General features: G+C 61.6%; 25 protein-coding genes. 13 read left to right on the forward strand and 12 right to left on the reverse strand.

Translation table 11 applies throughout. The annotated features are described in order from the left end of the window. Positions 1-90 precede the first annotated feature (90 nt). The 9 genes from prfB to ACYCCG_RS04965 form a co-directional block, all read right to left on the reverse strand. Positions 91-1,186, reverse strand: a protein-coding gene (prfB, locus tag ACYCCG_RS04925) for a peptide chain release factor 2 (protein WP_061405587.1) whose coding sequence is annotated in 2 segments (ribosomal slippage) — positions 91-1,113 and positions 1,115-1,186 — 1,095 coding nt in all. Because the reading frame shifts where the segments join, the coding sequence is not laid out codon by codon here. A gap of 144 nt (positions 1,187-1,330) precedes the next feature. Beyond that, complete coding sequence (gene wspR / locus ACYCCG_RS04930; protein ID WP_176682728.1) at positions 1,331-2,335, reverse strand: Wsp signal transduction system regulator diguanylate cyclase WspR; 1,005 nt, start codon at positions 2,333-2,335, stop codon at positions 1,331-1,333. 51 nt (positions 2,336-2,386) lie between these two features. Next, positions 2,387-3,400, reverse strand: coding sequence for a Wsp signal transduction system protein-glutamate methylesterase WspF (gene wspF, locus ACYCCG_RS04935; RefSeq protein WP_392514124.1), 1,014 nt, complete (start codon positions 3,398-3,400; stop codon positions 2,387-2,389). After that, positions 3,397-5,694, reverse strand: coding sequence for a response regulator (locus tag ACYCCG_RS04940; protein ID WP_459669588.1), 2,298 nt, complete (start codon positions 5,692-5,694; stop codon positions 3,397-3,399). The genes wspF and ACYCCG_RS04940 overlap by 4 nt, the downstream gene beginning before the upstream one ends. Beyond that, a complete protein-coding gene (locus ACYCCG_RS04945) occupies positions 5,691-6,356 on the reverse strand; it encodes a chemotaxis protein CheW (RefSeq protein ID WP_209963886.1) in 666 nt (221 codons plus the stop codon). The genes ACYCCG_RS04940 and ACYCCG_RS04945 overlap by 4 nt, the downstream gene beginning before the upstream one ends. Then, entirely contained in the window at positions 6,353-7,627 is a 1,275-nt protein-coding gene (locus tag ACYCCG_RS04950) for a CheR family methyltransferase (RefSeq protein ID WP_176682724.1), read from the reverse strand. The genes ACYCCG_RS04945 and ACYCCG_RS04950 overlap by 4 nt, the downstream gene beginning before the upstream one ends. Next, positions 7,624-8,130 (reverse strand): chemotaxis protein CheW, encoded by a 507-nt coding sequence (locus tag ACYCCG_RS04955; protein WP_209963883.1) that lies wholly within the window; start codon positions 8,128-8,130, stop codon positions 7,624-7,626. The genes ACYCCG_RS04950 and ACYCCG_RS04955 overlap by 4 nt, the downstream gene beginning before the upstream one ends. Before the next feature lie 5 nt (positions 8,131-8,135). Next, positions 8,136-9,758 (reverse strand): methyl-accepting chemotaxis protein, encoded by a 1,623-nt coding sequence (locus tag ACYCCG_RS04960; protein WP_209963879.1) that lies wholly within the window; start codon positions 9,756-9,758, stop codon positions 8,136-8,138. Between the two features lie 170 nt (positions 9,759-9,928). Then, positions 9,929-10,612 carry a tellurite resistance TerB family protein gene (locus tag ACYCCG_RS04965; RefSeq protein WP_459669593.1) on the reverse strand — a complete coding sequence of 228 codons (684 nt, stop codon included), beginning with the start codon at positions 10,610-10,612 and terminating at the stop codon, positions 9,929-9,931. A 216-nt stretch (positions 10,613-10,828) separates the two neighbouring features. Here ACYCCG_RS04965 and ydcS point away from each other — a divergent pair, with 216 nt between their 5' ends. The 7 genes from ydcS (at position 10,829) to ACYCCG_RS05000 (ending at position 17,024) form a co-directional block, all read left to right on the forward strand. Further along, on the forward strand, positions 10,829-11,980 hold the full coding sequence (gene ydcS / locus ACYCCG_RS04970) for a putative ABC transporter substrate-binding protein YdcS (RefSeq protein WP_339442973.1): 1,152 nt from the start codon (positions 10,829-10,831) through the stop codon (positions 11,978-11,980). Between the two features lie 149 nt (positions 11,981-12,129). Continuing rightward, positions 12,130-13,161 carry an ABC transporter ATP-binding protein gene (locus ACYCCG_RS04975; protein WP_459669595.1) on the forward strand — a complete coding sequence of 344 codons (1,032 nt, stop codon included), beginning with the start codon at positions 12,130-12,132 and terminating at the stop codon, positions 13,159-13,161. A 1-nt stretch (position 13,162) separates the two neighbouring features. After that, entirely contained in the window at positions 13,163-14,074 is a 912-nt protein-coding gene (locus ACYCCG_RS04980; protein ID WP_209963871.1) for an ABC transporter permease, read from the forward strand. Further along, positions 14,064-14,870 carry an ABC transporter permease gene (locus ACYCCG_RS04985; RefSeq protein ID WP_176682718.1) on the forward strand — a complete coding sequence of 269 codons (807 nt, stop codon included), beginning with the start codon at positions 14,064-14,066 and terminating at the stop codon, positions 14,868-14,870. The genes ACYCCG_RS04980 and ACYCCG_RS04985 overlap by 11 nt, the downstream gene beginning before the upstream one ends. Before the next feature lie 17 nt (positions 14,871-14,887). Beyond that, positions 14,888-16,312: a gamma-aminobutyraldehyde dehydrogenase gene (locus ACYCCG_RS04990; RefSeq protein WP_459669599.1), complete on the forward strand. Its 1,425-nt coding sequence runs from the start codon at positions 14,888-14,890 to the stop codon at positions 16,310-16,312. Positions 16,313-16,440: 128 nt separating this feature from the next. Next, the gene (locus tag ACYCCG_RS04995; RefSeq protein WP_209963865.1) at positions 16,441-16,695 is read left to right on the forward strand and encodes a type II toxin-antitoxin system HicA family toxin; all 255 of its coding nucleotides are present in this window, start codon (positions 16,441-16,443) and stop codon (positions 16,693-16,695) included. Continuing rightward, positions 16,692-17,024: a type II toxin-antitoxin system HicB family antitoxin gene (locus ACYCCG_RS05000; RefSeq protein WP_176682715.1), complete on the forward strand. Its 333-nt coding sequence runs from the start codon at positions 16,692-16,694 to the stop codon at positions 17,022-17,024. The genes ACYCCG_RS04995 and ACYCCG_RS05000 overlap by 4 nt, the downstream gene beginning before the upstream one ends. Positions 17,025-17,144: 120 nt before the next feature. Here the strand turns inward: ACYCCG_RS05000 and ACYCCG_RS05005 are convergent, their stop codons facing one another. Then, complete coding sequence (locus tag ACYCCG_RS05005; RefSeq protein WP_209963859.1) at positions 17,145-18,251, reverse strand: NADH:flavin oxidoreductase/NADH oxidase; 1,107 nt, start codon at positions 18,249-18,251, stop codon at positions 17,145-17,147. Between the two features lie 785 nt (positions 18,252-19,036). On the opposite strand from ACYCCG_RS05005, the gene ACYCCG_RS05010 reads away from it, so the two are divergent. The 5 genes from ACYCCG_RS05010 (at position 19,037) to ACYCCG_RS05030 (ending at position 22,157) form a co-directional block, all read left to right on the forward strand. Next, positions 19,037-19,315 carry a hypothetical protein gene (locus ACYCCG_RS05010; RefSeq protein WP_209963856.1) on the forward strand — a complete coding sequence of 93 codons (279 nt, stop codon included), beginning with the start codon at positions 19,037-19,039 and terminating at the stop codon, positions 19,313-19,315. A gap of 173 nt (positions 19,316-19,488) precedes the next feature. Next, positions 19,489-19,767 (forward strand): DUF3077 domain-containing protein, encoded by a 279-nt coding sequence (locus ACYCCG_RS05015; protein WP_047604476.1) that lies wholly within the window; start codon positions 19,489-19,491, stop codon positions 19,765-19,767. A 296-nt stretch (positions 19,768-20,063) separates the two neighbouring features. Further along, the gene (locus tag ACYCCG_RS05020; RefSeq protein ID WP_172402836.1) at positions 20,064-20,657 is read left to right on the forward strand and encodes a 2OG-Fe(II) oxygenase; all 594 of its coding nucleotides are present in this window, start codon (positions 20,064-20,066) and stop codon (positions 20,655-20,657) included. Beyond that, positions 20,654-21,577: a hypothetical protein gene (locus tag ACYCCG_RS05025; RefSeq protein ID WP_252459450.1), complete on the forward strand. Its 924-nt coding sequence runs from the start codon at positions 20,654-20,656 to the stop codon at positions 21,575-21,577. The genes ACYCCG_RS05020 and ACYCCG_RS05025 overlap by 4 nt, the downstream gene beginning before the upstream one ends. A 37-nt stretch (positions 21,578-21,614) precedes the next feature. After that, complete coding sequence (locus ACYCCG_RS05030; protein WP_103469423.1) at positions 21,615-22,157, forward strand: hypothetical protein; 543 nt, start codon at positions 21,615-21,617, stop codon at positions 22,155-22,157. A gap of 92 nt (positions 22,158-22,249) precedes the next feature. Here ACYCCG_RS05030 and recJ read toward each other — a convergent pair whose 3' ends face one another. After that, the gene (gene recJ, locus ACYCCG_RS05035; RefSeq protein ID WP_459669604.1) at positions 22,250-23,959 is read right to left on the reverse strand and encodes a single-stranded-DNA-specific exonuclease RecJ; all 1,710 of its coding nucleotides are present in this window, start codon (positions 23,957-23,959) and stop codon (positions 22,250-22,252) included. Between the two features lie 8 nt (positions 23,960-23,967). Further along, the gene (locus ACYCCG_RS05040; RefSeq protein ID WP_003252169.1) at positions 23,968-24,510 is read right to left on the reverse strand and encodes a YaeQ family protein; all 543 of its coding nucleotides are present in this window, start codon (positions 24,508-24,510) and stop codon (positions 23,968-23,970) included. 130 nt (positions 24,511-24,640) lie between these two features. On the opposite strand from ACYCCG_RS05040, the gene ACYCCG_RS05045 reads away from it, so the two are divergent. Then, the gene (locus tag ACYCCG_RS05045; RefSeq protein ID WP_209963849.1) at positions 24,641-25,840 is read left to right on the forward strand and encodes a CaiB/BaiF CoA transferase family protein; all 1,200 of its coding nucleotides are present in this window, start codon (positions 24,641-24,643) and stop codon (positions 25,838-25,840) included. Positions 25,841-25,856 lie beyond the last annotated feature (16 nt).

Consider the following 25,856-nt stretch of genomic DNA (forward strand, 5'->3'; position numbering starts at 1 on the left):
GTCATTCTTTCCATCAGGTATTCGTTGCCCGTTCCGGGCAGGGCACGCGCTACCGGCGGCTGGCCAGGTAGCGCGGCATGGGGGTGCGAATTACAGGCCCTGCTTGAGGCTCGCTTCCAGATACTGGTCGAGGTCGCCGTCCAGGACTTTCTGGCAATCGCTACGCTCGACACCGGTACGCAAGTCCTTGATGCGCGAGTCATCCAGTACGTAGGAGCGAATCTGGTGACCCCAGCCGATGTCCGACTTGCTGTCTTCCAGCGCCTGCGAGGCGGCATTGCGCTTCTGCATTTCCAGCTCGTACAACTTGGCCCGCAACATTTTCATGGCGGTGTCCTTGTTGGCGTGCTGGGAACGTTCGTTCTGGCAAGCCACCACGGTGTTGGTCGGCACGTGGGTGATACGGACCGCCGAGTCGGTGGTGTTCACGTGCTGACCACCGGCACCGGAGGAGCGGTAGGTGTCGATGCGCAGGTCGGACGGGTTGATCTCGATTTCGACCTTGTCGTCGATCTCGGGCGATACGAATACCGCCGAGAACGACGTGTGGCGACGGGCACCGGAGTCGAACGGGCTCTTGCGCACCAAGCGGTGCACACCGATTTCGGTGCGCAGCCAGCCGAAGGCGTACTCGCCCTTGATGTGCACGGTTGCACCTTTGATACCGGCCACTTCACCTTCGGAAAGCTCGATGATGGTGGCGTCGAAACCACGCTTGTCGGCCCAGCGCAGGTACATGCGCAGCAGGATGTTGGCCCAGTCCTGCGCTTCGGTACCACCGGAACCGGCCTGGATGTCCAGGTAGGCGTTGTTCATGTCCATCTCGCCGCTGAACATGCGACGGAACTCAAGCTGGGCCAGGTTTTCTTCCAGGCTTTCCAGCTCGGTCACGACGTCGCCGACGGCGCCTTCGTCATTTTCTTCGACGGCCATGTCGAGCAGGTCCTGGCAGTCACCCAGGCCGTTGGACAGTTTGTCCAGGGTCTCGACGACCTGGGCCAGCATGGCACGCTCGCGGCCCAGTGCCTGGGCGTACTCAGGCTTGTTCCAGACGTTGGGGTCTTCCAGCTCGCGGTTGACTTCGATCAGGCGGTCATGCTTGTGATCGTAGTCAAAGATACCCCCGAATTGACTGGGAACGCTCGGTGAGGTCCTTGATGGTGTTCAGGATCGGTTGGATTTCCATGGGCGGGCTACTCGTGCGAATTCGGTGAAAAGCCCGCGAGTATAACCGAGTCCGCAGCATGGCGGCAGACCCGCCGGGCGGTCGTATGTATTTAGGGCAACCTGCGCGGTCTCATGTGAGAGCGGCCGCGCCCTCTCCAAGTGCTTAGGCGATGCCGACTTGGTTACGCCCACCGTTCTTGGCCAGGTAAAGACCTTTGTCGGCCGCCGAAATCAGCTGCCGGCAGTGGCTGCCGATAGCAGGCGTCTGGGTGGCCAGGCCGATGCTTACGGTCAAAAATGCATCAGCCGTTGGCGCAGTATGCGGGATACCCAGGCCCAGCACGGTCTGGCGCAGCTTCTCGGCCACCAGCCGCGCCCCGCCTGGCGAGGTGTTGGGCAGCACCAGGGCGAACTCTTCACCGCCATAGCGCGCCGGAAGGTCGGTCGGCCGCGAACACGAGCCGCGAATGGCTTCGGCCACCTGGCGCAAGGCCTCGTCGCCGGCCAGGTGGCCAAAGCTGTCGTTGTAGACTTTGAAGAAGTCCACGTCGATCATCAGCAAAGACAACTGCTGCTGTTCACGCATCGCCCGCCGCCACTCCAGCTCCAGGTATTCATCGAAGTGGCGGCGGTTGGACAGCCCAGTCAGGCCATCGGAGTTCATCAGCCGCTGCAGCATCAGGTTGGAATCCAGCAACTGCTGCTGGCTGACGCGCAAGGCACGGTAGGCCTCGTCGCGCTGCAACAGTGTCAGGTAGGAGCGCGAGTGGTAGCGAATGCGCGCCACAAGCTCGATGGTGTCAGGCAGCTTGACCAGGTAATCGTTGGCCCCGGCAGCAAATGCCGCACTCTTGACCAACGGGTCTTCCTTGGTCGACAGGACGATGATCGGGATGTCCTGGGTCACCGGGTTGTTGCGGTACTCGCGCACCAGGGTCAAGCCGTCCAGGCCTGGCATGATCAGGTCTTGAAGAATGACCGTGGGCTTGATGCGCATGGCCTGGGCCACCGCCTGGTGCGGGTCGGCACAGAAGTGGAAGTCGATGTTGTCTTCATCGGCCAAGCCACGCCGCACCGCTTCGCCGATCATTGCCTGATCGTCAACCAACAGCACCATCGCCGAGTTCTCGTTGGTGGTCGCGAAACCTTCGATCGGTAAATCATTCATCATTGTTCACCCGATCACTACCGGCCTGGCGGCGTGATTCAATACATTTCGTCATTTTGCGAAAAATTCAGTCAGGCGCCCGGCAATGCGTTCCAGCGGGCGGATTTCCACGGCGGCATCAATAGCCGCAGCAGCCTTGGGCATGCCATACACCGCGCTGCTGGCTTGGTCCTGGGCAATGGTCAGAAAGCCCTGCTGACGCATCAGCTTCAGGCCCTGGGCACCGTCGCGGCCCATGCCGGTGAGCAACACGCCCACGGCTTCACCATTCCAGTAACGTGCCACGCTCTCGAAGAACACATCGATCGAGGGCCGGTAGATTTCATTCACAGGTTCGGCAGTGTAGGCCAGTTGGCCGCTCTGTAGCAGGCGAATGTGGTGGTTGGTACCGGCCAGGAGTACCTGCCCTGGCCGCGGCGGTTCGCCTTCACGGGCCAGTCGCACCGGCAGGCCTGCTGCGCTGCTGAGCCATTCGGCCATGCCTGCGGCAAACACCTGGTCCACATGCTGGACCAGCACGATGGCCGCCGGAAACGCGACCGGCAAGCCCTTGAGCAACACTTCCAGTGCTGCTGGCCCCCCCGCCGAAGACCCGATTGCCACCAACCCGCGGCGCTGGGAAGCCTCGCGCAGTGGTGCCGCCACCGACCTTGCGGCAGGTGTACGCTGCTGGCCGACCAGCCAGCCGATATTGAGAATCTTGCGCAGCAATGGCGCCGCCGCTTCGCGGGCATCGCCAGCCCCCAGCGCAGGGGTGTCGACCACATCGAGGGCGCCATGGCCCATGGCCTCGAATACCCGGTGTACGTTCTGCTTACGGTCGACCGTGACGATGACAATGGCGCACGGGGTTTCGGCCATGATCCGTCGGGTCGCCTCGACACCGTCCATCACCGGCATGATCAGGTCCATGAGTATCAGGTCCGGCAACAACTCGGTGCAACGCTGCACCGCCTCGGCACCGTTGCTGGCTACCCACACGATCTGGTGCGCGGGCTCCAGGGCGACCGCACGGCGCAACGCTTCGACGGCCAGGGGCATGTCATTGACGATGGCGATCTTCATCCCTGAGCACCTCCGATCAGCTCCACCACAGCATCCAGCAACGCATCGTCGTGGAAACTGGCCTTTGCCAAATAGTAGTCGGCGCCGGCATCCAGGCCTCGCCGTCGGTCTTCCTCACGGTCTTTATAGGACACCACCATCACCGGCAACGACTGCAGGCGCTGGTCGCGGCGCACCAAGGTAACCAGCTCGATACCGTCCATGCGCGGCATGTCGATGTCGGTGATCAGCAGGTCGAAGTCCTCGCTGCGCAGGGCGTTCCAGCCATCCATGCCATCCACCGCCACCGCCACGTCGTAGCCACGGTTGCCCAGCAGCTTGCGCTGCAGTTCACGCACGGTCAGCGAGTCGTCGACCACCAGGATGCGTTTGCGAACCACACCACGGGCTCCGCTGCTGCCGCGTTCGATACGCTCCAGGCTGCCGGTACTGAGCAGTTTTTCCACCGAGCGAAGCAAGTCTTCGACATCGACAATCAGGACCACCGAGCCATCATCGAGCAAGGCACCGGAGGAAATGTCCTGCACTTTCCCCAGGCGCGGGTCGAGTGGCATCACGACCAGCACCCGCTCCCCCACCAACCGCTCCACGGCCACGCCGTACAGTTGCTCGCGCTCACGAATCACCACTACCCGCAGGCTGGTTTCGTCGCTTTGCCCGGCCGGTCGATTGAGCAACTGGCTGGCCGCCACCAGGCCAATATGCCGGCCTTCGTGCCAGAAATGCTGCCGCCCTTCGATCTGCACGATCTGCTCGGCGGTCACTTCCAGCGTGCGTTCGATATGGGCCAGCGGGAAGGCGTAAGCCTCACCACCCACCTCGACCACCAGACTGCGAACGACCGAGAGGGTCAGCGGCACCTGCAGATGGAAGCGGCAGCCCTGCCCTGCCACCTGGGTCAACTCGATCGAGCCGCGCAGCTCGCGGATCAAGTGCTGCACCGCATCCAGCCCCACACCGCGCCCGGACACTTCGGTAACCTTGTCACGCAAGCTGAAACCAGGCAGGAACAGGAACGTCAACAGTTCCGCCTCACTCATCCGCGCCACCGTATCAGCAGGCGACAGGGCGCGCTCGACGATGCTGCTGCGCAGGCGCTCCAGGTCGATACCGGCGCCATCGTCGATCAGTTCCAGGCTGAGCATGCCCGCCTGGTGCGAAGCCCGCAGTCGGATCACCCCCTCGTCCGGCTTGCCCGCCAGCAAGCGCCGCTCGGGCAATTCGATACCGTGGTCGACGGCATTGCGCAACAAGTGGGTCAGCGGGGCTTCGAGCTTTTCCAGCACATCGCGGTCGACCTGAGTCTTCTCTCCTTCCACCACCAGCCGCACCGGTTTGCCCAGCGAACGGCCCAGGTCGCGGACCATGCGGCTTTGCCCGGTCAGCACGTCGGCAAACGGCCGCATCCGGCAGGCCAGGGCAGTGTCATACAACAACTGTGCACGCTGACTGGCCTGCCAGCCGAACTCATCCAGATCGGCCGCCTGCTGCTGCAGAATCTGCTGGGTCTCTGCCAGCAGGCGCTGGGTCTGTGCCAAGGCTTCGAGCACCTCGCTGCCCTGACCACTGTCTTCCAGTTGCATGCGCAAGCCGTCAAGTGCCTGCATGCCTTGGCCGTGCATGCGTTTGAGGCGCTGCAGGGTAGCCAGGTACGGTTTGAGCCGCTGGGTTTCCACCAGCGACTTGCTGGACAGGTCAAGCAGGCTATTGAGGCGGTCGGCGGTGACACGCAGAACCCGCTCGGCACCTTCGCCAGCGCGCTTGCCAGCCTTGCGCCGCAGGGCTGGTTCGGGCTCTGGTTCCGGCACCTGGGCTGGCAATGGCAAGGGTGCAGGCGGCAGGGTTGCCGGCGGCGGCTCCGGCAGCACGGGTGCAGCCAGCGGCACTGCAGGCATGGCGGAAGCGCCCGCGTCGAGCAGGCTGGCCATTTGCGCAAGAAACACCGGCAAGGTCGCCTGCGCCCCGGCATCGCCGGGTGTGGCAATACGCATCAGCAGGTCGGTACCTTGCAACAACGCGTCAATATGCTCGGCGGTCAGCCGCAGTCCGCCTTCCTGAGCCGCTACCAGGCAATCCTCCATGACGTGGGCGACACTGACGCCAGCATCCACCCCGACAATGCGCGCTGCCCCCTTGAGCGAGTGCGCTGCGCGCATGCACGCCTCGAGCTGGTCGGCTTGGGTGGGGTTGCGTTCCAGTGCCATCAGGCCAGCGCTGAGCACTTGGGTCTGCGCCTCGGCCTCCAGGCTGAACAGTTCGAGCAACGATGCGTCGCGCATTTGCTCTGGGGTCATGACAGGCTCCGCTGCAGGGCAGACAGTAAGTGTTGATCGTCCAGAACCCGTACGCTGCGGCCGCGCCACTGCAGGACTGCGGCGGTAAAGCGTGTGGCGTCCCGGCCACTGCCCAGCAACTGCGGGTCGAGCCGGTGAATACCGTCGATTTCCTCGACAGCCATCACCACCGGCCCACCTTCGGCGGCCAGAATCAGCATACGTGGCATCGCCCGTACGCTGCGTTGCTCGGGGGCGCCGCCCTGCACCCCCAGCAAGTCAGCCAGTGACAGGCACGGCACCAACGCGCCGCGCACATTGGCAACCCCATGCAGCAGCCGCGAGCGCTGGTGCGGCAAAGAATGCACCGCCTGCAAGGGGGCGATCTCGACCAGGCAAGCGGTAGCCAGCGCCAGCCATTCTTCGCCCAGACGGAACAGCAGCATGGAATGGCCGGTGTTTTCCTCGTCCGGCTGCACCGCTGCAGCCTGGTGGTCCTGCGTCAGCGCATAACGGTCGAGCAAACGCGTGGCCGCAGCGGCATACACCTCGCAATTGCGGCAATGAACATGCCGCTCCAGCAGTGGGCACTGCTTGTCGCCGCGCACACCAATGCGGTTCCAACAGTCGTCGATGTGCGCGTCATCCTCGGCGAGCAACTGCATCGCGGATTCACTGTTCATCGTTCAGACTCCCGGCCAGCCCGCGCCGCGCGCGCCTGAAGGCGCCGAGCGCCGGCCATGTCACCCTGGGCCGCCAGCAAGGCGGCCAGGTGCACCAGCGCCTCGGGGTGCTGTGGATCCAGGTACAGGGCCTTGCGATAGTGGTTCAGCGCCTGCTGCGCATCGCCTTCGGTATCACTGAGCAAACCCAGCCAGTAGTACACCTGTGCCGACGGCGGGTACTGGCTCAGGTAGCGCTGGCATGCGCTACGGGCCTGCTCGCTGGCGCCGGCATTGGCCAGCCGGGCAATGTCGGCCAGCAACTCGCTGGCCCCCTCGTGCCTGTGCTCGCGGACTGGCGCTGGCCTGGCCGCCACCGGCAGCACACGCAGAGGACGAGACAACGGCACACTGGGCTGCGAAAAACCCGGTGCCGGCAAGCTGGTGAACGTACGCTTGGCGGGTTGGGCAGGTGCCGCCGCCAAGGGGGGGCTGTCGCCTTCGTGACGCACATAGGCAAACGACTGGGCGATTCCCAATGGACGCATGCCCATGCGCGCCAACAAACTGCCTTCAGCCGGGCCGATGAACAGCACACCCTGCGGATGCAGCAAGCGCTTGAGCACTTCGAACACACGCTGTTGAGTCGGGACGTCGAAATAGATCAACAGATTGCGACAGAACACGAAGTCATACAGGCCATCGCGGCTGGCCAGCGCCGGATCAAGCACATTGCCCACCCGCAGGCTGACTTGCTGGCGTACCCGTTCATGCAGGCGGTGGCCTTCGCCCTGAGCATCGAAGTAGCGCTCGCGAAAGCCCAGTTCGCTACCCCGGAACGCATTGCGCCCATATACCGCCTGCCCGGCCTTGGCTACCGAGCTGGGGCTGATGTCCATTCCATCGACAAGGAATGCCCCTGGCCCCATCCCGGCGTCAAACAAGGCCATGGCCAGCGAATAGGGCTCCTCGCCGGTAGAACATGGCAGGCTGAGTAATCGCAGCGGGCGCGCGCCAGCCAGTTGAGCAAGCCGTTTATGGGCCAGGCTGGCCAGCGCAGTGAAGGATTCGGGGTAACGGAAAAACCAGGTTTCCGGGACGATCACCGCTTCGATCAGCGCCTGTTGCTCATCTGCCGACTGCTGCAGGCGCAGCCAGTAATCGTCCAGGTCCATCGCGCCCGCAGCCACGCAACGTTGACGCAGCGCGCGTTCGACCATGGGCGCACCCACCGACTCCACATCCAGGCCAATACGCTCGCGCAAGAAGCGGAAGAAACGCTGTTCGTTCATGTGGGCATCCCTGTCGGGTATTGCGTGTACAGCAATGCGTGCACGGTGTCGGGCAGCAGGTCATTGACTTCGATGCGCTGCAGCAGGCCCTGGGCATCCTCGCGCACTGGGCCCAGATAAGGCGCTTCGCCTGTGTCCACCCCATAGGGCTGGAACTCGTCGGGTTGGCAACGCAGGGTTTCGGTGGCCTGCTCCAGGATCAGGCCCAGCTGCAGGCTGCCTCGGTAGCGCACCAGCACCAAGCGGGTGCTGGTGCGTTGCACCGCCGGCTGGCCGAAGCTCAGTGCGGCAAGGTCGATCACCGGTACCAACTGGCCACGATGGGCGAGGATACCCGCGACCCAGGCGGGAGCCTGGGCGATCGGCTTGAGTGGCTGACGGGGCAGCACTTCGACCACCTCGTGCACGCTCAGGGCAAACCGCTGCTCTCTGATGCGAAACTGCAGGTACAACACCCCTTTGGTGTTCTCCGCCCCCGCGCTGCGCAGTTGCAAGTCGTTCATCGCGGTCAGACTTTGAAGCGCGACACGCCGCCACGCAGGCCCGCGGCCACCTGGCTCAGCTCATCGATGGCATAGCTGGCCTGGCGCAACGACTCGACAGTCTGGGTGCTGGCATCGCTGAGCTGGGCCAGCGCCTGGTTGATCTGCTCGGCACCGGTGGCCTGGGCCTGCATGCCTTCGTTGACCATCAATACGCGCGGCGCCAAGGCCTGCACCTGGTGAATGATCTGGCTGAGTTGCTCGCCCACCTGCTGCACCTCGAACATGCCGCGGCGCACTTCTTCGGAGAACTTGTCCATCCCCATGACACCGGCCGACACTGCCGACTGGATCTCGCGCACCATCTGCTCGATGTCGTAGGTGGCCACGGCGGTCTGGTCGGCCAGGCGGCGCACTTCGGTAGCAACCACGGCAAAGCCGCGGCCATATTCGCCGGCCTTTTCCGCTTCGATGGCGGCGTTGAGCGACAGCAGATTGGTCTGGTCGGCAACCTTGACGATGGTTACCACCATCTGGGTGATGTTGCTGGCTTTCTCGTTGAGGATACCGAGCTTGGCATTGACCAGGTCGGCAGCGCCCATCACCTGATGCATGGTCTCTTCCATGCGTGCCAGGCCCTGCTGCCCGGAGCCTGCCAGACTGGATGCCTGATCAGCAGCCGTAGTCACTTCGGTCATGGTGCGCACCAGGTCCCGCGAAGTGGCGGCGATTTCCCGCGAGGTGGCGCCGATTTCGGTGGTGGTGGCGGCCGTTTCGGTGGCGGTGGCCTGCTGCTGCTTGGACGTGGCGGCAATCTCGGTGACCGAAGTGGTCACCTGCACCGACGAACGTTGGGCCTGGGCCACCAGGTTGGCCAGTGCCTCGGCCATTTCGTTGAAGCCGCTTTCGATGGCGCCGAATTCGTCCTTGCGGTCCAGGCTCAGGCGCATGCTCAAATCACCCGAGCGCAGTTTGTCGAGGGCATGCACGATACGCTGCATGGGCGCCGTGATAGCACGTAGCAGCAGCAGGCCGCAGATGCCGGCAGCGATGATTGCCAACAACAGTGAAACCACCATGCTGCCCTTGGCCGTGCTGACGGCGTCGACGATCTCATTGGTGGCGGCACCGGCAGAGGCCCGATTGTTCTCGATCACCTCGTTCAGGTGCTCACGCCCCTCCATCCAGGCCGGGGTGAGGACCTCGTTTATCAAACGTTGGGCCTCGTCATAGTTGCGCTGGCCGTACGTATCCAGCACCTGGTTGACGATCTTGAGGTAGTTTTCTTCCAGTTGCACGAAGCTGTCAAATCGGGCCTGGTCGTCCTTGTCCCGGATGGTGCCCTGGTAGCTGGCCATGAACTGCTTCAGCCGGTTATCGAAGTTTCTGAACAGCTCCAGGTCGGCCGAAGTGATTTCACGATGGTTGGACAGGCCCACCAGTTGCTGGCTGGTGACGTAGCTGTCGACCCAGGCGCTGCGGATCATCGAGCTGTAGTAGACGCCGGGAATGCTGTCGGTCCCCACCGCCTCTTCGGCGGTTTCGATAGTCACCAACCGCGAGTAGGCGGCCACGATCATCAGCAGCATGATGGCGATGATCACGGCGAAACTTGCCAGGATCCGTTGGCGCAAGGTCCAGTTCTTCACATTCAGCCCTCAGGAATTCACAACGAGCGGGAAAAATCGCCGAAGTATAGCCCAGAGGTCTTACGGTTTATCGGGCGAAATGCGCGGATTGGGTAAAAGCTGGCAAGTGCTTGTCGTGACATTTTCGGCGCTCGGCTTGACGAACGCAGAAAATGTCGTGACAAACGCTGCTACTGCGCAACGGCCTCCCTCACCTGGGTCTCCAGCGCCTGGCGCAAGCCCGGGCCCAGCCGCAGCTGGCGGGCCAGCTCATCCAGGTAGGCACGCTCCATGAAGTTATCCTCATCGACCATCATCACGCTGGCCAGATACATCTCGGCAGCCATCTCCGGCGTTTGCGCCGCGCGGGCCACTTCGGCCGGGTCCAGCGGCTTGTTCAGCTCGGCATGCAGCCAGTGCTGCAATTCGCGGTCGCTGTCCAGGCGCGTGAACTCGCCCTCGATCAGCGCCCGTTCGCGCTCGTCGATATGCCCATCGGACTTGGCGGCCGCCACCAGCGCGCGCAGTACTGCCTGGCTGTGCTGCTCGGCCTGGGCTGGCGGCAGGCGGTCGATGGTTTGAGGCTCGGCGGCGGCCACCCGCTGGTTTGCCTGCCAGTTGCCGTAAGCTTTATAGGCCAGCACCCCCAGCGCGGCGAGGCCACCGTATGTCAGGGCTTTGCCACCGTACTTGCGGGCCTTCTTGCTACCCAGCAACAGGCCAAGAGCGCCTCCACCCAACAGGCCGCCCCCTGCTCCGGACAATAGCCCGCCAAGCCCGCCTGACGCGCTGCCAGGCTTGGTGGCGCCTCCCTGCTTCTCGAGCAATTGCTGGCCAGATTTGAGGAGTTGATCAAGCAAGCCCCGGGTATTCATTCGCGCGTCTCCACGTAAGAAGATTCAAACGCCAGAGTAAGGCTTGGCGGAGCACACGCCATGAAGGGATTTGCTTCCGGATGTTGCATTAGCTGGCAAAAAGCCAACTAGACTCGATATCGCCAATACCTCGCACCCACGCACTACGCTTATAACGATTGCTTCACTGCTTGCCTCATGACTGCCAGAACAGGATCGCCAAGAAGAGGGAACACCATGTCAGTGCACAAGACCGCATTGCTCGGCGCCACCACCTGCGCCATGCTGGCCAGCGCCAGCCTGCAGGCCGCCGAACCGCCCAAGGCCCTCGGGGCCGGCGAGGGGCGCCTGGACATCATCGCCTGGCCCGGCTACATCGAGCGCGGTGAAAGCGACAAGGCCTACGACTGGGTAACCGGCTTCGAAAAGGAAACCGGCTGCAAGGTCAGTGTGAAAACTGCCGCCACCTCGGACGAGATGGTCAGCCTGATGGCCAAGGGCGGCTATGACCTGGTCACCGCCTCGGGCGATGCATCGTTGCGGCTGATCGCAGGCAAACGCGTGCAGCCGATCAACACCGCCCTGATCTCGAATTGGAAGACCATCGACCCGCGCCTGCAGAACGGTGACTGGTATGTGGTCGACAAGCAGGTGTACGGCACGCCGTACCAGTGGGGGCCAAACGTGCTGCTGTACAACACCAACACCTTCAAGCAGGCACCGACCAGCTGGAGCGTGGTGTTCGAGCCGCAGAACCTGCCCGACGGCAAGCCGAACAAGGGCCGCGTGCAAGCCTATGACGGGCCGATCTACATCGCCGATGCAGCGCTGTACCTCAAGTCGGCCAAGCCCGAACTGGGTATCAAGGACCCTTACGAACTGAACGAGGAGCAATACAAGGCCGTGCTGGAACTGCTGCGCCAGCAACAACCGCTGATCCACCGCTATTGGCATGACGCCACGGTCCAGATGAGCGATGTGAAAAATGAAGGCGTGGTTGCCTCCAGTTCCTGGGGCTACATGGTCAATGGCCTCAAGGCCGAGAACCAGCCAGTTGCCTCGACCATCCCCAAGGAGGGCGCAACCGGCTGGGCTGACACCACCATGTTGCACGCCGAGGCCAAGCACCCCAACTGCGCCTACAAATGGATGGACTGGTCTTTGCAACCTAAGGTGCAAGGCGATGTGGCAGCCTGGTTCGGCTCGTTGCCGGCTGTGCCGGCGGCGTGCACCGCCAGCGAGCTGCTGGGGGCAGAGGGCTGCAAGGCCAACGGTTTCGACAACTTCGACAAGATCGCCTTCTGGAAAACGCCGCAGGCTCAAGGGGGCAAGTTCGTGCCGTACAGCCGCTGGACCCAGGACTACATTGCGATCATGGGTGGTCGCTGAGGTTGTCTGAATGCCTGTGCTGGCCTCTTCGCGGGCAAGCCCGCTCCCACAGGTTCTTCACCGCCTGTAAGGGTGGCGCGTCTCCCGTAGGAGCGGGTTCACCCGCGAAGAGGCCGGCACAGGAGAACCCTTGTTGTCCGGAGCCCAGCATGCCCCTAGCCGTCCAGTTCACCCAGGTTTCCCGCACCTTTGGCGAGGTCAAGGCCGTCGACCAGGTCAGCATCGACATCATCGATGGCGAGTTCTTTTCCATGCTCGGCCCTTCCGGCTCAGGCAAGACCACCTGCCTGCGCCTGATCGCAGGCTTCGAGCAACCCTCCAGCGGGTCGATCCGCATCCAAGGGATCGAGGCCGCAGGCATGCCGCCCTACCAACGTGACGTCAACACAGTGTTCCAGGACTATGCGCTGTTCCCGCACATGAACGTGCTGGACAACATCGCCTATGGCCTGAAGGTAAAAGGCGTGGGCAAGGCCGAACGCCACAGCCGTGCCGAAGAAGCCCTGGCCATGGTGGCCCTGGCTGGCTATGGCGCGCGTAAGCCGGCACAGCTGTCTGGCGGCCAGCGTCAGCGCGTGGCCCTGGCCCGGGCGCTGGTCAACCGGCCGCGGGTGCTGCTGCTGGATGAGCCACTGGGCGCGCTGGACCTGAAATTGCGCGAACAGATGCAAGGCGAGCTGAAAAAGCTGCAACGCCAACTGGGCATCACCTTCATCTTCGTCACCCACGACCAGACCGAAGCGCTGTCGATGTCCGACCGGGTCGCGGTGTTCAACCGCGGTCGTATCGAACAGGTCGACACCCCGCGCAACCTGTACATGAAGCCCAGCACAACCTTCGTCGCTGAATTCGTCGGCACGTCCAACGTGGTGCGTGGCGAGCTGGCCATGCAGCTCAACGGCAGCCTTGCGCCCTTCTCCATCCGCCCCGAGCACATTCGCCTGGGCGACCCGGTAGTGACCAGCCATGAGGTACAGGTCAGCGGCGTGCTGCGTGATGTCCAGTACCAAGGCAGCGCCACCCGCTACGAACTGCAACTGGACAACGGCCAACTGCTGGCAGTCAGCCAGGCCAATGACCGCTGGCAGAAGCAGGTGCAGAGCTGGCAGCCCGGGCAACGGCTGCAGGTACACTGGCCCCGCGAGGCCATGACGGTGCTGCAGGAAACCGAGGCCTGCTGAGATGAGCACACTGCGCAGCCTGTCCAGCCTGCTGTACCGGCGCCCCAACCTCTACCTGGCACTGCTGTTGATCCCGCCGCTGACCTGGTTCGGCGCGATTTACCTGGGCTCGTTGCTGAACCTGCTGTGGCAGGGTTTCTATACCTTCGACGATTTCACCATGGCGGTGACCCCGGACCTGACCCTGGGCAACTTCGCCGCGCTGTTCAACCCGTCGAACTTCGACATCATCCTGCGCACCCTGGGCATGGCGGCAGCGGTGTCGCTGGCCAGCGCGGTACTGGCCTTCCCCATCGCCTATTACATGGCGCGCTACACCAGCGGCAAGACCAAGGCGTTTTTCTACATCGCGGTGATGATGCCGATGTGGGCCAGCTATATCGTCAAGACCTATGCCTGGACCCTGCTATTGGCCAAGGGCGGCGTGACCCAATGGTTCGTCCACCAGCTGCACCTGGATGGCCTGCTACAAGCGGTGCTGGCCGTGCCGGGCGTGGGCGGCAGCACGCTGTCGACTTCGCACCTGGGGCGCTTCCTGGTGTTCGTGTACATCTGGCTGCCGTTCATGATCCTGCCAATCCAGGCCTCGCTGGAGCGCTTGCCACCGTCGTTGCTGCAGGCTTCGGCGGACCTGGGCGCCCGGCCAGGGCAAACCTTCGTGCAAGTGATCCTGCCGCTGTCGATCCCCGGTATCGCCGCCGGCTCGATCTTCACCTTCTCGCTCACCCTGGGCGACTTCATCGTGCCGCAACTGGTCGGCCCGCCCGGCTACTTCATCGGCAGCATGGTCTATGCCCAGCAAGGGGCGATCGGCAACATGCCGATGGCCGCCGCGTTCACCTTGGTGCCCATCGTGCTGATCGCGGTGTACCTGGCCATCGTCAAACGCCTGGGGGCTTTCGATGCACTCTGAAAAAGCGTCTGCGGGGCTGCGCCTGGCGGCCTGGGGCGGGTTGCTGTTCCTGCACTTCCCGATCCTGATCATCTTTCTGTACGCCTTCAACACCGAAGACGCCGCGTTCAGCTTCCCGCCCAAGGGCTTTACCCTGAAGTGGATCGACGTCGCCTTCGCCCGGCCCGATGTCCTTGAGGCAATCAAGCTTTCGCTGCAGGTGGCTTGCCTGGCCACATTGATCGCACTGGTGCTCGGTACGCTGGCCTCGGCGGCGCTGTACCGGCGCAGTTTTTTCGGCAAGGAGAGCATTTCGCTGGTGCTGATCCTGCCCATCGCCCTGCCAGGCATCATCACCGGTCTCGCCCTGCTCTCGGCGTTCAAGACGTTAGGGATAGAGCCCGGGGTGTTCACCATCGTAGTCGGCCACGCCACGTTCTGCGTGGTGATCGTCTACAACAACGTGATCGCCCGCCTGCGGCGTACCTCGCAAAGCATGATCGAAGCCTCGATGGACCTCGGCGCCGACGGTTGGCAGACCTTCCGCTACATCGTCCTGCCCAACCTCGGCTCGGCACTACTGGCGGGCGGCATGCTGGCCTTTGCCTTGTCGTTCGATGAAATCATCGTCACCACGTTCACCGCCGGCCACGAGCGCACCCTGCCGATCTGGCTGCTCAACCAGCTCAGCCGCCCGCGCGACGTACCCGTGACCAACGTTGTCGCCATGCTGGTGATGCTGGTGACCATGCTGCCGATTCTTGGCGCCTATTACCTGACCCGTGGCGGCGATAGCGTCGCGGGCGGTGGCAAATGACCCTGGAGGAGCCCCCGATGCAAACGCAGATGCTGATCAATGGCCAACTGGTCGCTGGCCAAGGCCCGGCCTGGACCGTGCTCAACCCGGCGCTGGGCACTGCCCTGGCGCAGATCAACGAAGCCACTGAGGCACAGGTGGACAGCGCCGTACGCGCTGCCGACCAGGCCTTCGACAGCTGGTCGCAAACCAGCCCTAAAGAACGTTCGCAAGCATTGCTGGCGCTGGCCGACGCCATCGAAGCCCATGGCGATGAACTGGCCCGGCTGGAATCGCAAAATTGCGGCAAGCCCCTGAGCGCTGCACTGAACGATGAGATCCCGGCGATTGCCGACGTGTTCCGCTACTTTGCCGGTGCGGCGCGCTGCCTGGGCGGCTCGGCGGCAGGCGAGTACCTACCGGGCCACACGTCGATGATTCGCCGCGACCCGTTGGGCGTGGTGGCTTCCATCGCGCCGTGGAACTACCCGCTGATGATGCTGGCCTGGAAGATCGCCCCGGCCCTGGCTGCCGGCAACACGGTGGTGATAAAGCCGTCCGAACTGACGCCGCTGACGGCCCTGCGCCTGGGCGAGCTGGCCCAGGACCTGCTCCCGCCGGGCGTGCTGAACATTCTCTTCGGCCGCGGCCAGACGGTCGGCAACCCGTTGATTACCCACCCCAAGGTGCGCATGGTATCGCTGACCGGCTCGATCCCCACCGGCGCGCACATCATCAGCGCCACCGCCGACAGCGTGAAACGCATGCACATGGAATTGGGCGGCAAAGCGCCGGTGCTGGTGTTCGATGACGCTGACATCGATGCCGCTATCGACGGCATCCGCACCTTCGGCTTTTACAACGCCGGCCAGGACTGCACCGCAGCCTGCCGCCTGTATGTGCAGGACGGGATCTACGAGCGCTTCGTCGAGCGCCTGGGTAAAGCCGTAGCCAGCCTCAAACCGGGCCTGCAGGAGTCTGAAGAAACCGAACTGGGGCCGCTTATCAGTGCCCAGCACCGCGACAAGGTTGCCGGGTTGGTGCAGCGGGCCATCGCCCAGCCGCACATTCGTCTGGTTACCGGTGGCAAGGCAATTGAGGGCGATGGCTATTTCTTCGAACCTACCGTACTGGCCGATGCCCTTCAGGATGACGAGATCGTGCGCAACGAAGTGTTTGGCCCGGTGATTTCGATCACCCGCTTCACCGATGAAGCGCAGGCGCTGGAATGGGCCAACGACTCCGATTACGGCCTGGCCTCATCGGTATGGACCCGCGACACCGGCCGCGCCCACCGCCTGGCGGCGCGCTTGCAGTACGGCTGCACCTGGGTGAACACCCACTTCATGCTGGTCAGCGAAATGCCCCATGGCGGGCAGAAGCATTCGGGGTATGGCAAGGACATGTCGATGTATGGGCTGGAGGACTACACCTGTGTGCGCCATGTGATGATCAAGCACTAAGTGCTCGCGTTGACCGAGGGTCTTGAATGCCCCTCGGTCAACGCCTCAGAATTTTCCTTCAACCCCGATCCACTCCCTCCTACTGCACATCCATTGAGCCCTCATGCTTGGTATCATAATCTGATACCATGAATAATCATCAGAAAGCCACACTTGAAGCATTACTTGAAAGGCCGGTGCCCAGAACACTGGAGTGGGCGCGAGTGGAGTCTCTATTGGTATCGCTGGGTGCCAGGGTCATAGAAGGAAGAGGATCGCGGGTTCGCTTTGAACTCAATGGAGCAGTGGCAACCTTCCACCGCCCTCATCCGGACAGGCACGCCAAGCCCTATCAACTCAGAGACGCCCGCCAGTTCCTTGAGCAGGCAGGAGTATTACCATGAATGTAATGACTTACCGCGGCTACGCCGCTCGTATCGAATACAGCGACGAAGACCAGTTGCTGATCGGCCATGTCGCCGGTGTTCGTGACGTGATTGGTTTTCATGGCGAATCGATCAGTGAGTTGCGCCAGGCATTTGAAGAAGCCGTTGACGATTATCTTGAGACTTGCCAACGCCTCGGGCGGGAACCGCAGAAAACGTACTCCGGCAAGCTCAGCCTACGCCTTGAGCCTACCCTTCACGCCAGTGTGGCGGCCCAGGCAGAGCTGGCCGAAAAGAGCATCAATCAATGGGTGAGCGATATTCTCAGCAAGGCTACCTATAGCTGAACCCAGCTACCAACGCCGGCGTTGCAAGAGCGGCCTTGTATCGCGATGGGCTGCGCGGCAGCCCCGGCAACTGTTGCCGGGACACAGGGCCGCTCCTGCAAGGGCCGCGCAAGGCTTGGGTCAGTCGCGCAAATCGGACTCGTGAATCGGGTTGGCGCGGCTGGTCGCGCGCTGGTATTGCGCCGGCCAAGTGGCCTTGTTGCCGCCCAGGTCGTCGTCGGCATGCAGTGGCCAGTACGGATCGCGCAAAAGTTCGCGGGCGAGGAAGATGATATCGGCCTGGCCGGTGCGCAGGATGTGCTCGGCCTGGGCCGGTTCGGTGATCATGCCCACGGTGCCGGTGGCAATTTCCGATTCCTTGCGCACGCGCTCGGCAAAGCGGGTCTGGTAGCCGGGGCCGGTAGGGATCTCGGCGTTGACCGAGGTGCCGCCTGAAGAGACATCGATCAGATCCACGCCCAACTCCCGCAGGCGGCGTGCCAGTTCGACGGTTTCATCCGGATTCCAGCCATCCTCTACCCAATCGGTAGCCGATACCCGCACGAACAGCGGCAATTCGGCAGGCAAGGCCTTGCGCACGGCCTCGACCACCTGCAGGGTCAGGCGGATACGGTTTTCAAAGCTACCGCCATATTCGTCACGGCGCTGGTTGCTCAGCGGTGACAGGAACTGGTGCAGCAGGTAGCCATGGGCAGCGTGGATTTCCACCACCTTGAATCCAGCCTTCAAGGCGCGTTCGGTCGAGGCGACGAAAGCGGCGATTACATCCTGGATCTCGTCCTGGCTCAACTCGCGTGGAGGCGTGTGCTGCGGATCGAAGGCGATCCTCGATGGCCCCACCGGCTGCCAGCCGCCCTCCTCCAGTTTGACGCTGCCTGGTTTGCCAAGCCACGGGCGGTAGGTACTGGCTTTGCGCCCGGCGTGAGCCAGCTGAATGCCAGCCACGGCGCCCTGGGCGGTGATGAAGCGGGTGATGCGTTGTAACGGGGCGATCTGCGCGTCGTCCCACAGGCCAAGGTCTTCGGCGGTGATGCGGCCATCGGCGGTAACCGCCACAGCTTCGGTAATCACCAGGCCCGCGCCACCTACGGCGCGGCTGCCTAAATGGACGAGATGCCAGTCGTTGGCCAAGCCATCGACGGCGGAATACTGGCACATTGGTGACACGGCGATGCGGTTGGGCAAGGTCAGCTGACGCAGGGTGTAAGGCTCGAGCAGCAGGCTCATGAGGGCACCTCCCAAGGACTCCAATGGTGATCCGGCCTGGACACTCAAGTGCACATCCCTGGCCCGGTGCCGGTCATTAATGAGACTAGACCAGATTGGTGGGGGGGAAGGTTCTGTGGGATGGCGAGGGGTTCGCCGAAAGGTTTGCAGCGCCTGTGAGATCGAGCGCCGCCCGCGCGGCGCATCGCGGATAAATCCGCTCCTACATCTGTTTCGGGCCAATCACTCCTGTGCCGCCAACAGGGACCGCCTTGATGCATGGCTGAAGACCGATGAAAAGCAGTGGTGCCCACCTCGATATCGAAGGGAACAAACAAGGCGAACAGCGGTGGCCTCACAGGAGTGACTGGCCCGAAACAAACTGTAGGAGCGGATTTATCCGCGATGCGCCGCGCGGGCGGCGCTCCTGCAAGAATCAAGGCAGGCACTTAATGGCCTTAGTACGGCCCCGGGATTTCCGAATGGTCCGACGCATGTATCAGACGTTTCCTACACATATGAGCTGGCGATGCCTAGCTGAGGAAAATATCCTACAGACCCTGTCGACTCGCGTCTGATTGTTCCTGGAAACACCGCCCTTTAGGCTTTTCGTGTCGCTGAAAGCATCAGCGATGCGGGTGTGGAAACCCGGTCAATCTTCAAGTGCCTGTCGTAATGGCAGCTGTACACGGGAGGCCGTATGGCCTACCGGGGTTCCTTGAAGACCGGTTTTCCACCCCGTGTACAGTTGCCGCCCTTCGTGTGGAAACGGCGGTGGCAACTCCTTAAATCTTCAAGGAATTGCTATGAAAAAGATCGTCCCCGACCCACCCCATCATTTCGACCTTCCCTCCGACAAGACCCTCACCAACGCCGTCAGCGATGGCATCGTGCCCATCGATCATGTGGTGAAGATCACCCATTACCTGATGCTCGCCTATAACCATTGCCACCGAACCCTCGATGCCATCGAAGATGACCGCACCCGGGAATCGCTGGTGAATGGGCTGCGTGCCATGCAGATTGCCTGGGGTCAGGCGGATGCGCTGTCACTCGCCTTGGAGCGGAGTACCAGCCTTCATTGAGGTTAGATTTGCTGGCCTCTTCGCGGCGGTTCGACGCCTCGATGAACCCGCTCCCACAGGGTCATCACAGGCTCCAAGGCTTGCGCCTGACCTGTGGGAGCGGGTTCATCGAGGCGTCGAACCTCCGCGAAGAGGCCAGAACAGGCAATCAGGAAATTTCAGGAGAGGAATCGATGACCACAGACGACACCCAATTCACTGTCGGCAAAACCACCTTCTTCCAAGGCGAACACCAGACCCATCCCCTGTTCCGCATCGAGCCAGGCATTCCCTGCCGGGATGCCCGCGAGCAGGCATCGGAGTTGATGGGCTATGTAAGAGAGCTGACCATCATCGGTCTGATGGATGAAAAACCGATGATGATCTGGGCATCCCATTACCTGAGTGCCATGGCCAAGGCACTGATGGATGATGCCGAGCTGGGCATGACGCATAAACCGTTGGGTGACTGAAACCTCCTTCATTCCGCGGTCTGACTGTAATCAGCAAAAGTCGACCGCCCTTTAAGCGCTAGGGTAGTACCACCCACGACAACCCTTTCCACCCGGCCTACCGGGCATCTTAGAAAAATCCTACAGCCTATTACTTAAAGTTCTACGTTCTCTTGGGAAATTCTTCTCAAGCAACATCTCCCTCCTCCTATCGCTGTTCTGCCTCTCAAATACTATTGTCCATCACGTCACGGCGACCAATGAAGCCAATCACACAGTTCGCACAAACCCGACCTCCACGCTCGCGAGTTGAGTCAATGACGGATATCCCCTTTACAGAAAAACCGAAAGTATTAGATAAGTTCATTACTGAACACGAGCAAAATTTACTCACAAATTCATTTTCGGGTGCAATATGGAGATATGGCTGGCCCATTAATACAATTCCCCTCGCACGTCCTTGCTGGCACATCTTCATAGCCGGTAGCAAACGTACCTCACTGGAGTGCTGCGAGCATGAACTGGCCAGCGACAGCCATTGGGGCTTTCTACTTGATATTTGGAGGCGCACGCAGCTTGCTCACATGCGTGACTGTTTGCTGCTGGGTGTTTACGCAAACGGCCAGACTTTCGGCCAAGACAGTCCTATTCATAGAGATAACAAATCAATTGAACCAGGAAAAACCGCAGTCCTCTTCTGCAATGCCCAGTGGGAAACCACATGGGGCGGCGAACTGATTCTATTCGATCAGCAGAAGAATGACACCATCGCTGCCATACAACCAAAGCCGGGACGCATAGCGATTTTCGACGGACACATACCGCACAGAGCCAGAGCGCCCACCGTTGACTGCGACAAATTGCGAATCACTATCGCTTTTAAGACCATGAATAAGGATATTAAACAATGAGCACACGCGCCGAACTGATAGTAGCAGTAATAGATAAAACGGCAAAACCCATCAATCAAACTGGGGGAGCAGCAGCAATCCACGACCAATTCAACACAGATAAAACCGGATTTTCACTAGTCATCCAAACAGCACAGACAACTACGGCGATAGCCTCAGTAGTCTCCGTCACTCACCTCCCGATAGGTGCTGTACCCTTCATTAACATTGTTACCAATACCCTTTCTGGCACCGTGACCTTCCTGAAAGTCGCGGCAGACCTCAAAGAGGGCGCGGAAATTAAGAGCGGAGATGTCATAAGTTTGGCAAGCAACGTCGCAGGCATCGTGGCCTCGTTCGCCATTCTGGCCGGAGCACCTTTAATTGCTGGAGGGGCCACAGTCGTGGGCGTAACCGCCACACTCTATAGCATCTTCAATTCTGACCTGGCTAAAGCAGCTTACGACAAGATGGCTCCACTCTTTACCAGCCTGCTGAGTCAAGGTGACCTTACTGGTTTTACCGCGCCACGGATTGCGCCTGACTTCACACTCGCTTCACCTGACCAGATACTTTCCACCCACCAGGGAATGATCACAACCGTTAACTGGAACCCTGACTCTTCAGAAATATCCCTAGGCACCGAACCACTAAGTTTTCCAGATAGCAGCCAGGCTCACACCGCCCCAACAGGGAGCGAGACTTTCAATTCAACGCAACCGCCTCCCCTTAGCGGAAACTCCAGCAGCAACTCAGTAGCGGTGACATCTACCCCTGACATACCTGCCCCTGACGCAACACTGACTATAAGCATAGAAAGTATAGATGGTATAAAGCCACCCGACCAAGCACTATCAATTACCGTACCTATTGACGACAACCAGGACAATCAAGATAACTACATATGCTGTAGCAGCGCGCAGCAGGATCAGTACTTCTAGCCAACCTGTAAAACCCTCCACGCCGTAACGAGCCGATATGAATATCTGGCAGCAATCGCTAAAACTCATACGTGAACTCCCGCCTCACAAACAAGCCAAAGCGCTATTAATAGGCGGACTTATAAATCTCACCCTAGGCACCAGCTTCACATTCATGTGGCGCGAACACAAAAACACCAATGAAGAGTTATGGTCGCGAGTTCCAGCCTTTCTCACCTCCAAGCCTGAAACCTGGGATAGCGACAAATCTCTTTATACGTTCAGCATCAAGTTTAAAACTTCAAATGGAAAGCACCACAACGTTCATCTTTATGCAGACAAAATATACTATGATGCAGCGAGCCTGGACCTAAATACGCCACTCTTTGTTGACATAGCAACCTCTAAAAGCGCTGCAACGGCTCAGCGCTTAATCGCTCCTAATGGAATGGTTCTTTATGATTCTGCAATGGCGGCACATGTCACCAATGTAAGAAACCGGGAGACCACACTAGCAGTTATCATTTTCTCATTTAGCGGCATCAGCATCTTGATTGCGGCAGCGGCGATCTACTACCGCCCCAGAAAGGAGTGCAACTGAACCTGAGCAGCACCTGGGAGATCGAGCGCCGCGCGGGCTGCGCTCGATTTGTGCCCCAGCGCAAGATCCAAGGCAGGCACCTGACGCTAAACTCAGCGCGGCTCCATATGCGCAATCATCAACTGCACACTCTCATTACCGCGAAACTCGTTCACATCCAGCTTGTACGCCAACTCCACCCAGCGCACCGTCGGGTTTGGCCACACTTCGCGGTCAATGCCGAAGGCAATGCCATCCAGCCGCACCGAGCCACATTCGCTCTTGAGCACCACTTTCAGGTGCCGTTCGCCAACCACACGCTGCTCCACCAACTGGAACACGCCATGGAACAGCGGCTCCGGGAAGTGCTGGCCCCAAGGCCCGGCGTGGCGCAGGGCCTTGGCCAGGTCGAGGTGGAATTCCTCGACCGCCAGGCTACCGTCGGATAACAGCCGGCCGGTCAGGTCTTCTTCGCGCAGTTGACGCCGCACCTCTTCATCGAACGCCTCGGCAAATGCCGGGAAATTGGCCTCGGGCAACGATAACCCTGCCGCCATGGCGTGGCCGCCGAACTTGCTGATCAACTGCGGATGGCGCGCCGCCACGGCATCCAGCGCATCGCGAATATGGAAGCCCGGCACCGAACGCGCCGAGCCTTTGAGCATGCCATCACCAGCATCGGCGAAGGCGATGGTCGGCCGGTGGTAACGCTCCTTCAAGCGCGAAGCCAGAATACCGATCACGCCCTGGTGCCAGTCGGCATCGAACAGGCACAACCCATACGGCATCGACTCGACCGGCAGGTCCTTGAGTTGGGCCAGGGCTTCGCGCTGCATGCCCTGCTCGATGGACTTGCGGTCCTGGTTCAGGTCGTCCAGCTGCTGGGCCATGTCCTGGGCCAGCGCCGCGTCTTCACACAGCAGGCATTCGATGCCCAGGCTCATGTCGTCCAGCCGCCCCGCAGCGTTCAACCGCGGGCCGAGGATGAAACCGAGGTCGGTCGAGGTGATGCGCCGGTGATCGCGCCGCGCCACCTCAAGGATGGCCTTGAGGCCGGGCCGGGCGCGGCCGGCGCGGATGCGCTCGAGGCCTTGGTGCACCAGGATGCGGTTGTTGGCATCCAGCGGCACCACGTCAGCAACACTGCCCAGCGCCACCAGATCGAGCAGCTCGCCAATGTTCGGCTGTGGCTGCGCCTCGTAGCGCCCAAGGCTGCGCAAGCGAGCGCGCAGGGCCATCAACACATAGAAGATCACCCCTACTCCGGCCAGTGACTTGCTTGGAAAGCTGCAGCCCGGCTGGTTGGGGTTGATGATGGCATCGGCGTCGGGCAACTGCTCGCCCGGCAGGTGGTGGTCGGTGACCAGCACCTTGAGCCCGGCGGCCTTGGCCGCCGCCACCCCGTCGACACTGGAAATGCCGTTGTCCACGGTAATCAGCAACTGCGGCTGACGCTGCAGCGCCACCTCGACGATTTCCGGGGTCAGGCCGTAGCCGTACTCGAAGCGGTTGGGCACCAGGTAATCGACATGGGTCGCACCCAGCAGGCGCAGGCCCAGCACCCCGACGGTGCTGGCGGTGGCACCGTCGGCATCGAAGTCGCCGACGATGAGGATGCGCTGGCGCTGGTCGATGGCTTCGACCAGCAGGTCCACACCGGCCTCGATGCCCTTGAGCTGCTGGTACGGCAGCAGGCGTGCCAGGCTTTTGTCCAGCTCGGCCTCGCTCTGCACGCCGCGCGCGGCGTAAAGGCGGGTCAGCAAGGGTGGCAGGTTACCCAGAAATGGCAGGGTCGGCGGCAGCGGGCGAGGTTCGATACGCATGGGTTGCTTCAACCACGCTCGCCGAGCAGCCACTGCAGTTGGACTTCATGCTGGCCACGGTCGTCAGTCACGAATACCGTACCTTCACTGATCATCACGTCCCACTTGATGCTACGCGGCATGTCGGTCGCCAGGGTTTCCAGCACCTCCTGCGGCACAGCGGCAATGCTCAGGTTTTTCAGGTTCTTTACCGCGCTCACCACTTTACCCTCCCACACTCGCAGGCTGCCGTAAGCCAGCAAGCTGGTGCGTTCGGTACGACGCGAGCACCAGGTCAGGCGATCGGCATCGGGCTGACCAACTTCAATCCAGTGCAGCACGCGATCGTCCAGGCTCTTTTCCCACAGCGCCGGTTCATCGACATCCGACAGGCCGCGGCCAAACGACAAGTTCTCGTTGTACCAGAGCGCGTACGCCAACAAACGAACGGCCATGCGCTCTTCGGTTTCCGAAGGGTGCCGAGCGATAGTCTGTTTGACGCTTTCGTAGACGTTGCGATCAAGGTCGGTGAGATTCAATTCGAACTTGTAGGTGGTGGACGGCTGGGCCATGGTCGACGGGCTTCGTGCAAAAGAAAGTGGCACAGTCTAACCCATCCGCACCTTCCATGCCCCGCAGCAGTACCCGGCGAAACCGACGTGTGATAAAACCACGGCTCTGCCCAACTGCCACGGATACCCCATGTCGACGCCCAGCAAACCCCTCGCCGGCCTTAAAGTTGTCGAACTCGGTACCCTGATCGCCGGGCCGTTCGCCTCGCGTATCTGTGCCGAATTCGGCGCTGAAGTGGTCAAGGTCGAATCGCCCGACGGCGGCGACCCGCTGCGCAAGTGGCGCAAGCTGTACGAGGGCACCTCGCTGTGGTGGTTCGTGCAGGCCCGCAACAAACAGTCCCTCACCCTCAACCTCAAGCACCCTGAGGGCCGCGATATCCTCAAGCGCCTGCTGGCCGAGGCCGACATCCTGATCGAAAACTTCCGCCCGGGTGTGCTGGAGAAACTCGGCCTGGGGTGGGATGTACTGCATGCGCTGAACCCGCGCCTGGTGATGGTGCGCCTGTCGGGCTTTGGCCAGACCGGGCCGATGAAAGACCAGCCAGGCTTCGGTGCCGTAGGCGAGTCGATGGGCGGCCTGCGCTACATCACCGGTTTCGATGACCGCCCGCCGGTGCGCACGGGGATTTCCATCGGTGACTCGATTGCTGCCCTGTGGGGGGTGATCGGCGCGCTAATGGCGCTGCGCCACCGGGAAGTCAATGGCGGCCAGGGCCAGGTGGTGGACGTGGCCCTGTACGAGGCGATCTTTGCCATGATGGAGAGCATGGTCCCGGAGTTCGATGTGTTCGGTTTTATCCGCGAACGCACCGGCAACATCATGCCAGGCATCACGCCCTCCTCCATCCACACAAGCGCCGACGGCAAGCATGTGCAGATCGGCGCCAACGGTGATGCGATCTTCAAGCGCTTCATGCAGGCCATCGGTCGTGACGACCTGGCCAATGACCCGACCCTGGCCAGCAACGACGGCCGCGACCTGCGTCGTGACGAGCTGTACGGGGTAATCGACCGCTGGGCCAACAGCCTGCCACTGGAGCAACTGATGCAGGTGCTGACCACCGCCGAAGTGCCGGCCAGCCGTATCTATTCGGCCGAAGACATGTTCAACGACCCCCAGTACCTGGCGCGCGAGATGTTCCTGCAGGCCAAGCTGCCGGATGGCAAGCCATTCCACATGCCCGGCATCGTGCCCAAGCTGTCGGAAACGCCCGGCTCTAGCGAATGGGTCGGCCCGGCCTTGGGCGAGCATACCGATGCGCTCCTCGGCAGCCTGGGCTACGACGCAGCGGCCATCGCCAGCCTGCGCGCAGCGGGCACGGTCTGACCCTGGCGCTACCGGT

The organism is Pseudomonas sp. VEM90, assembly GCF_054611535.1.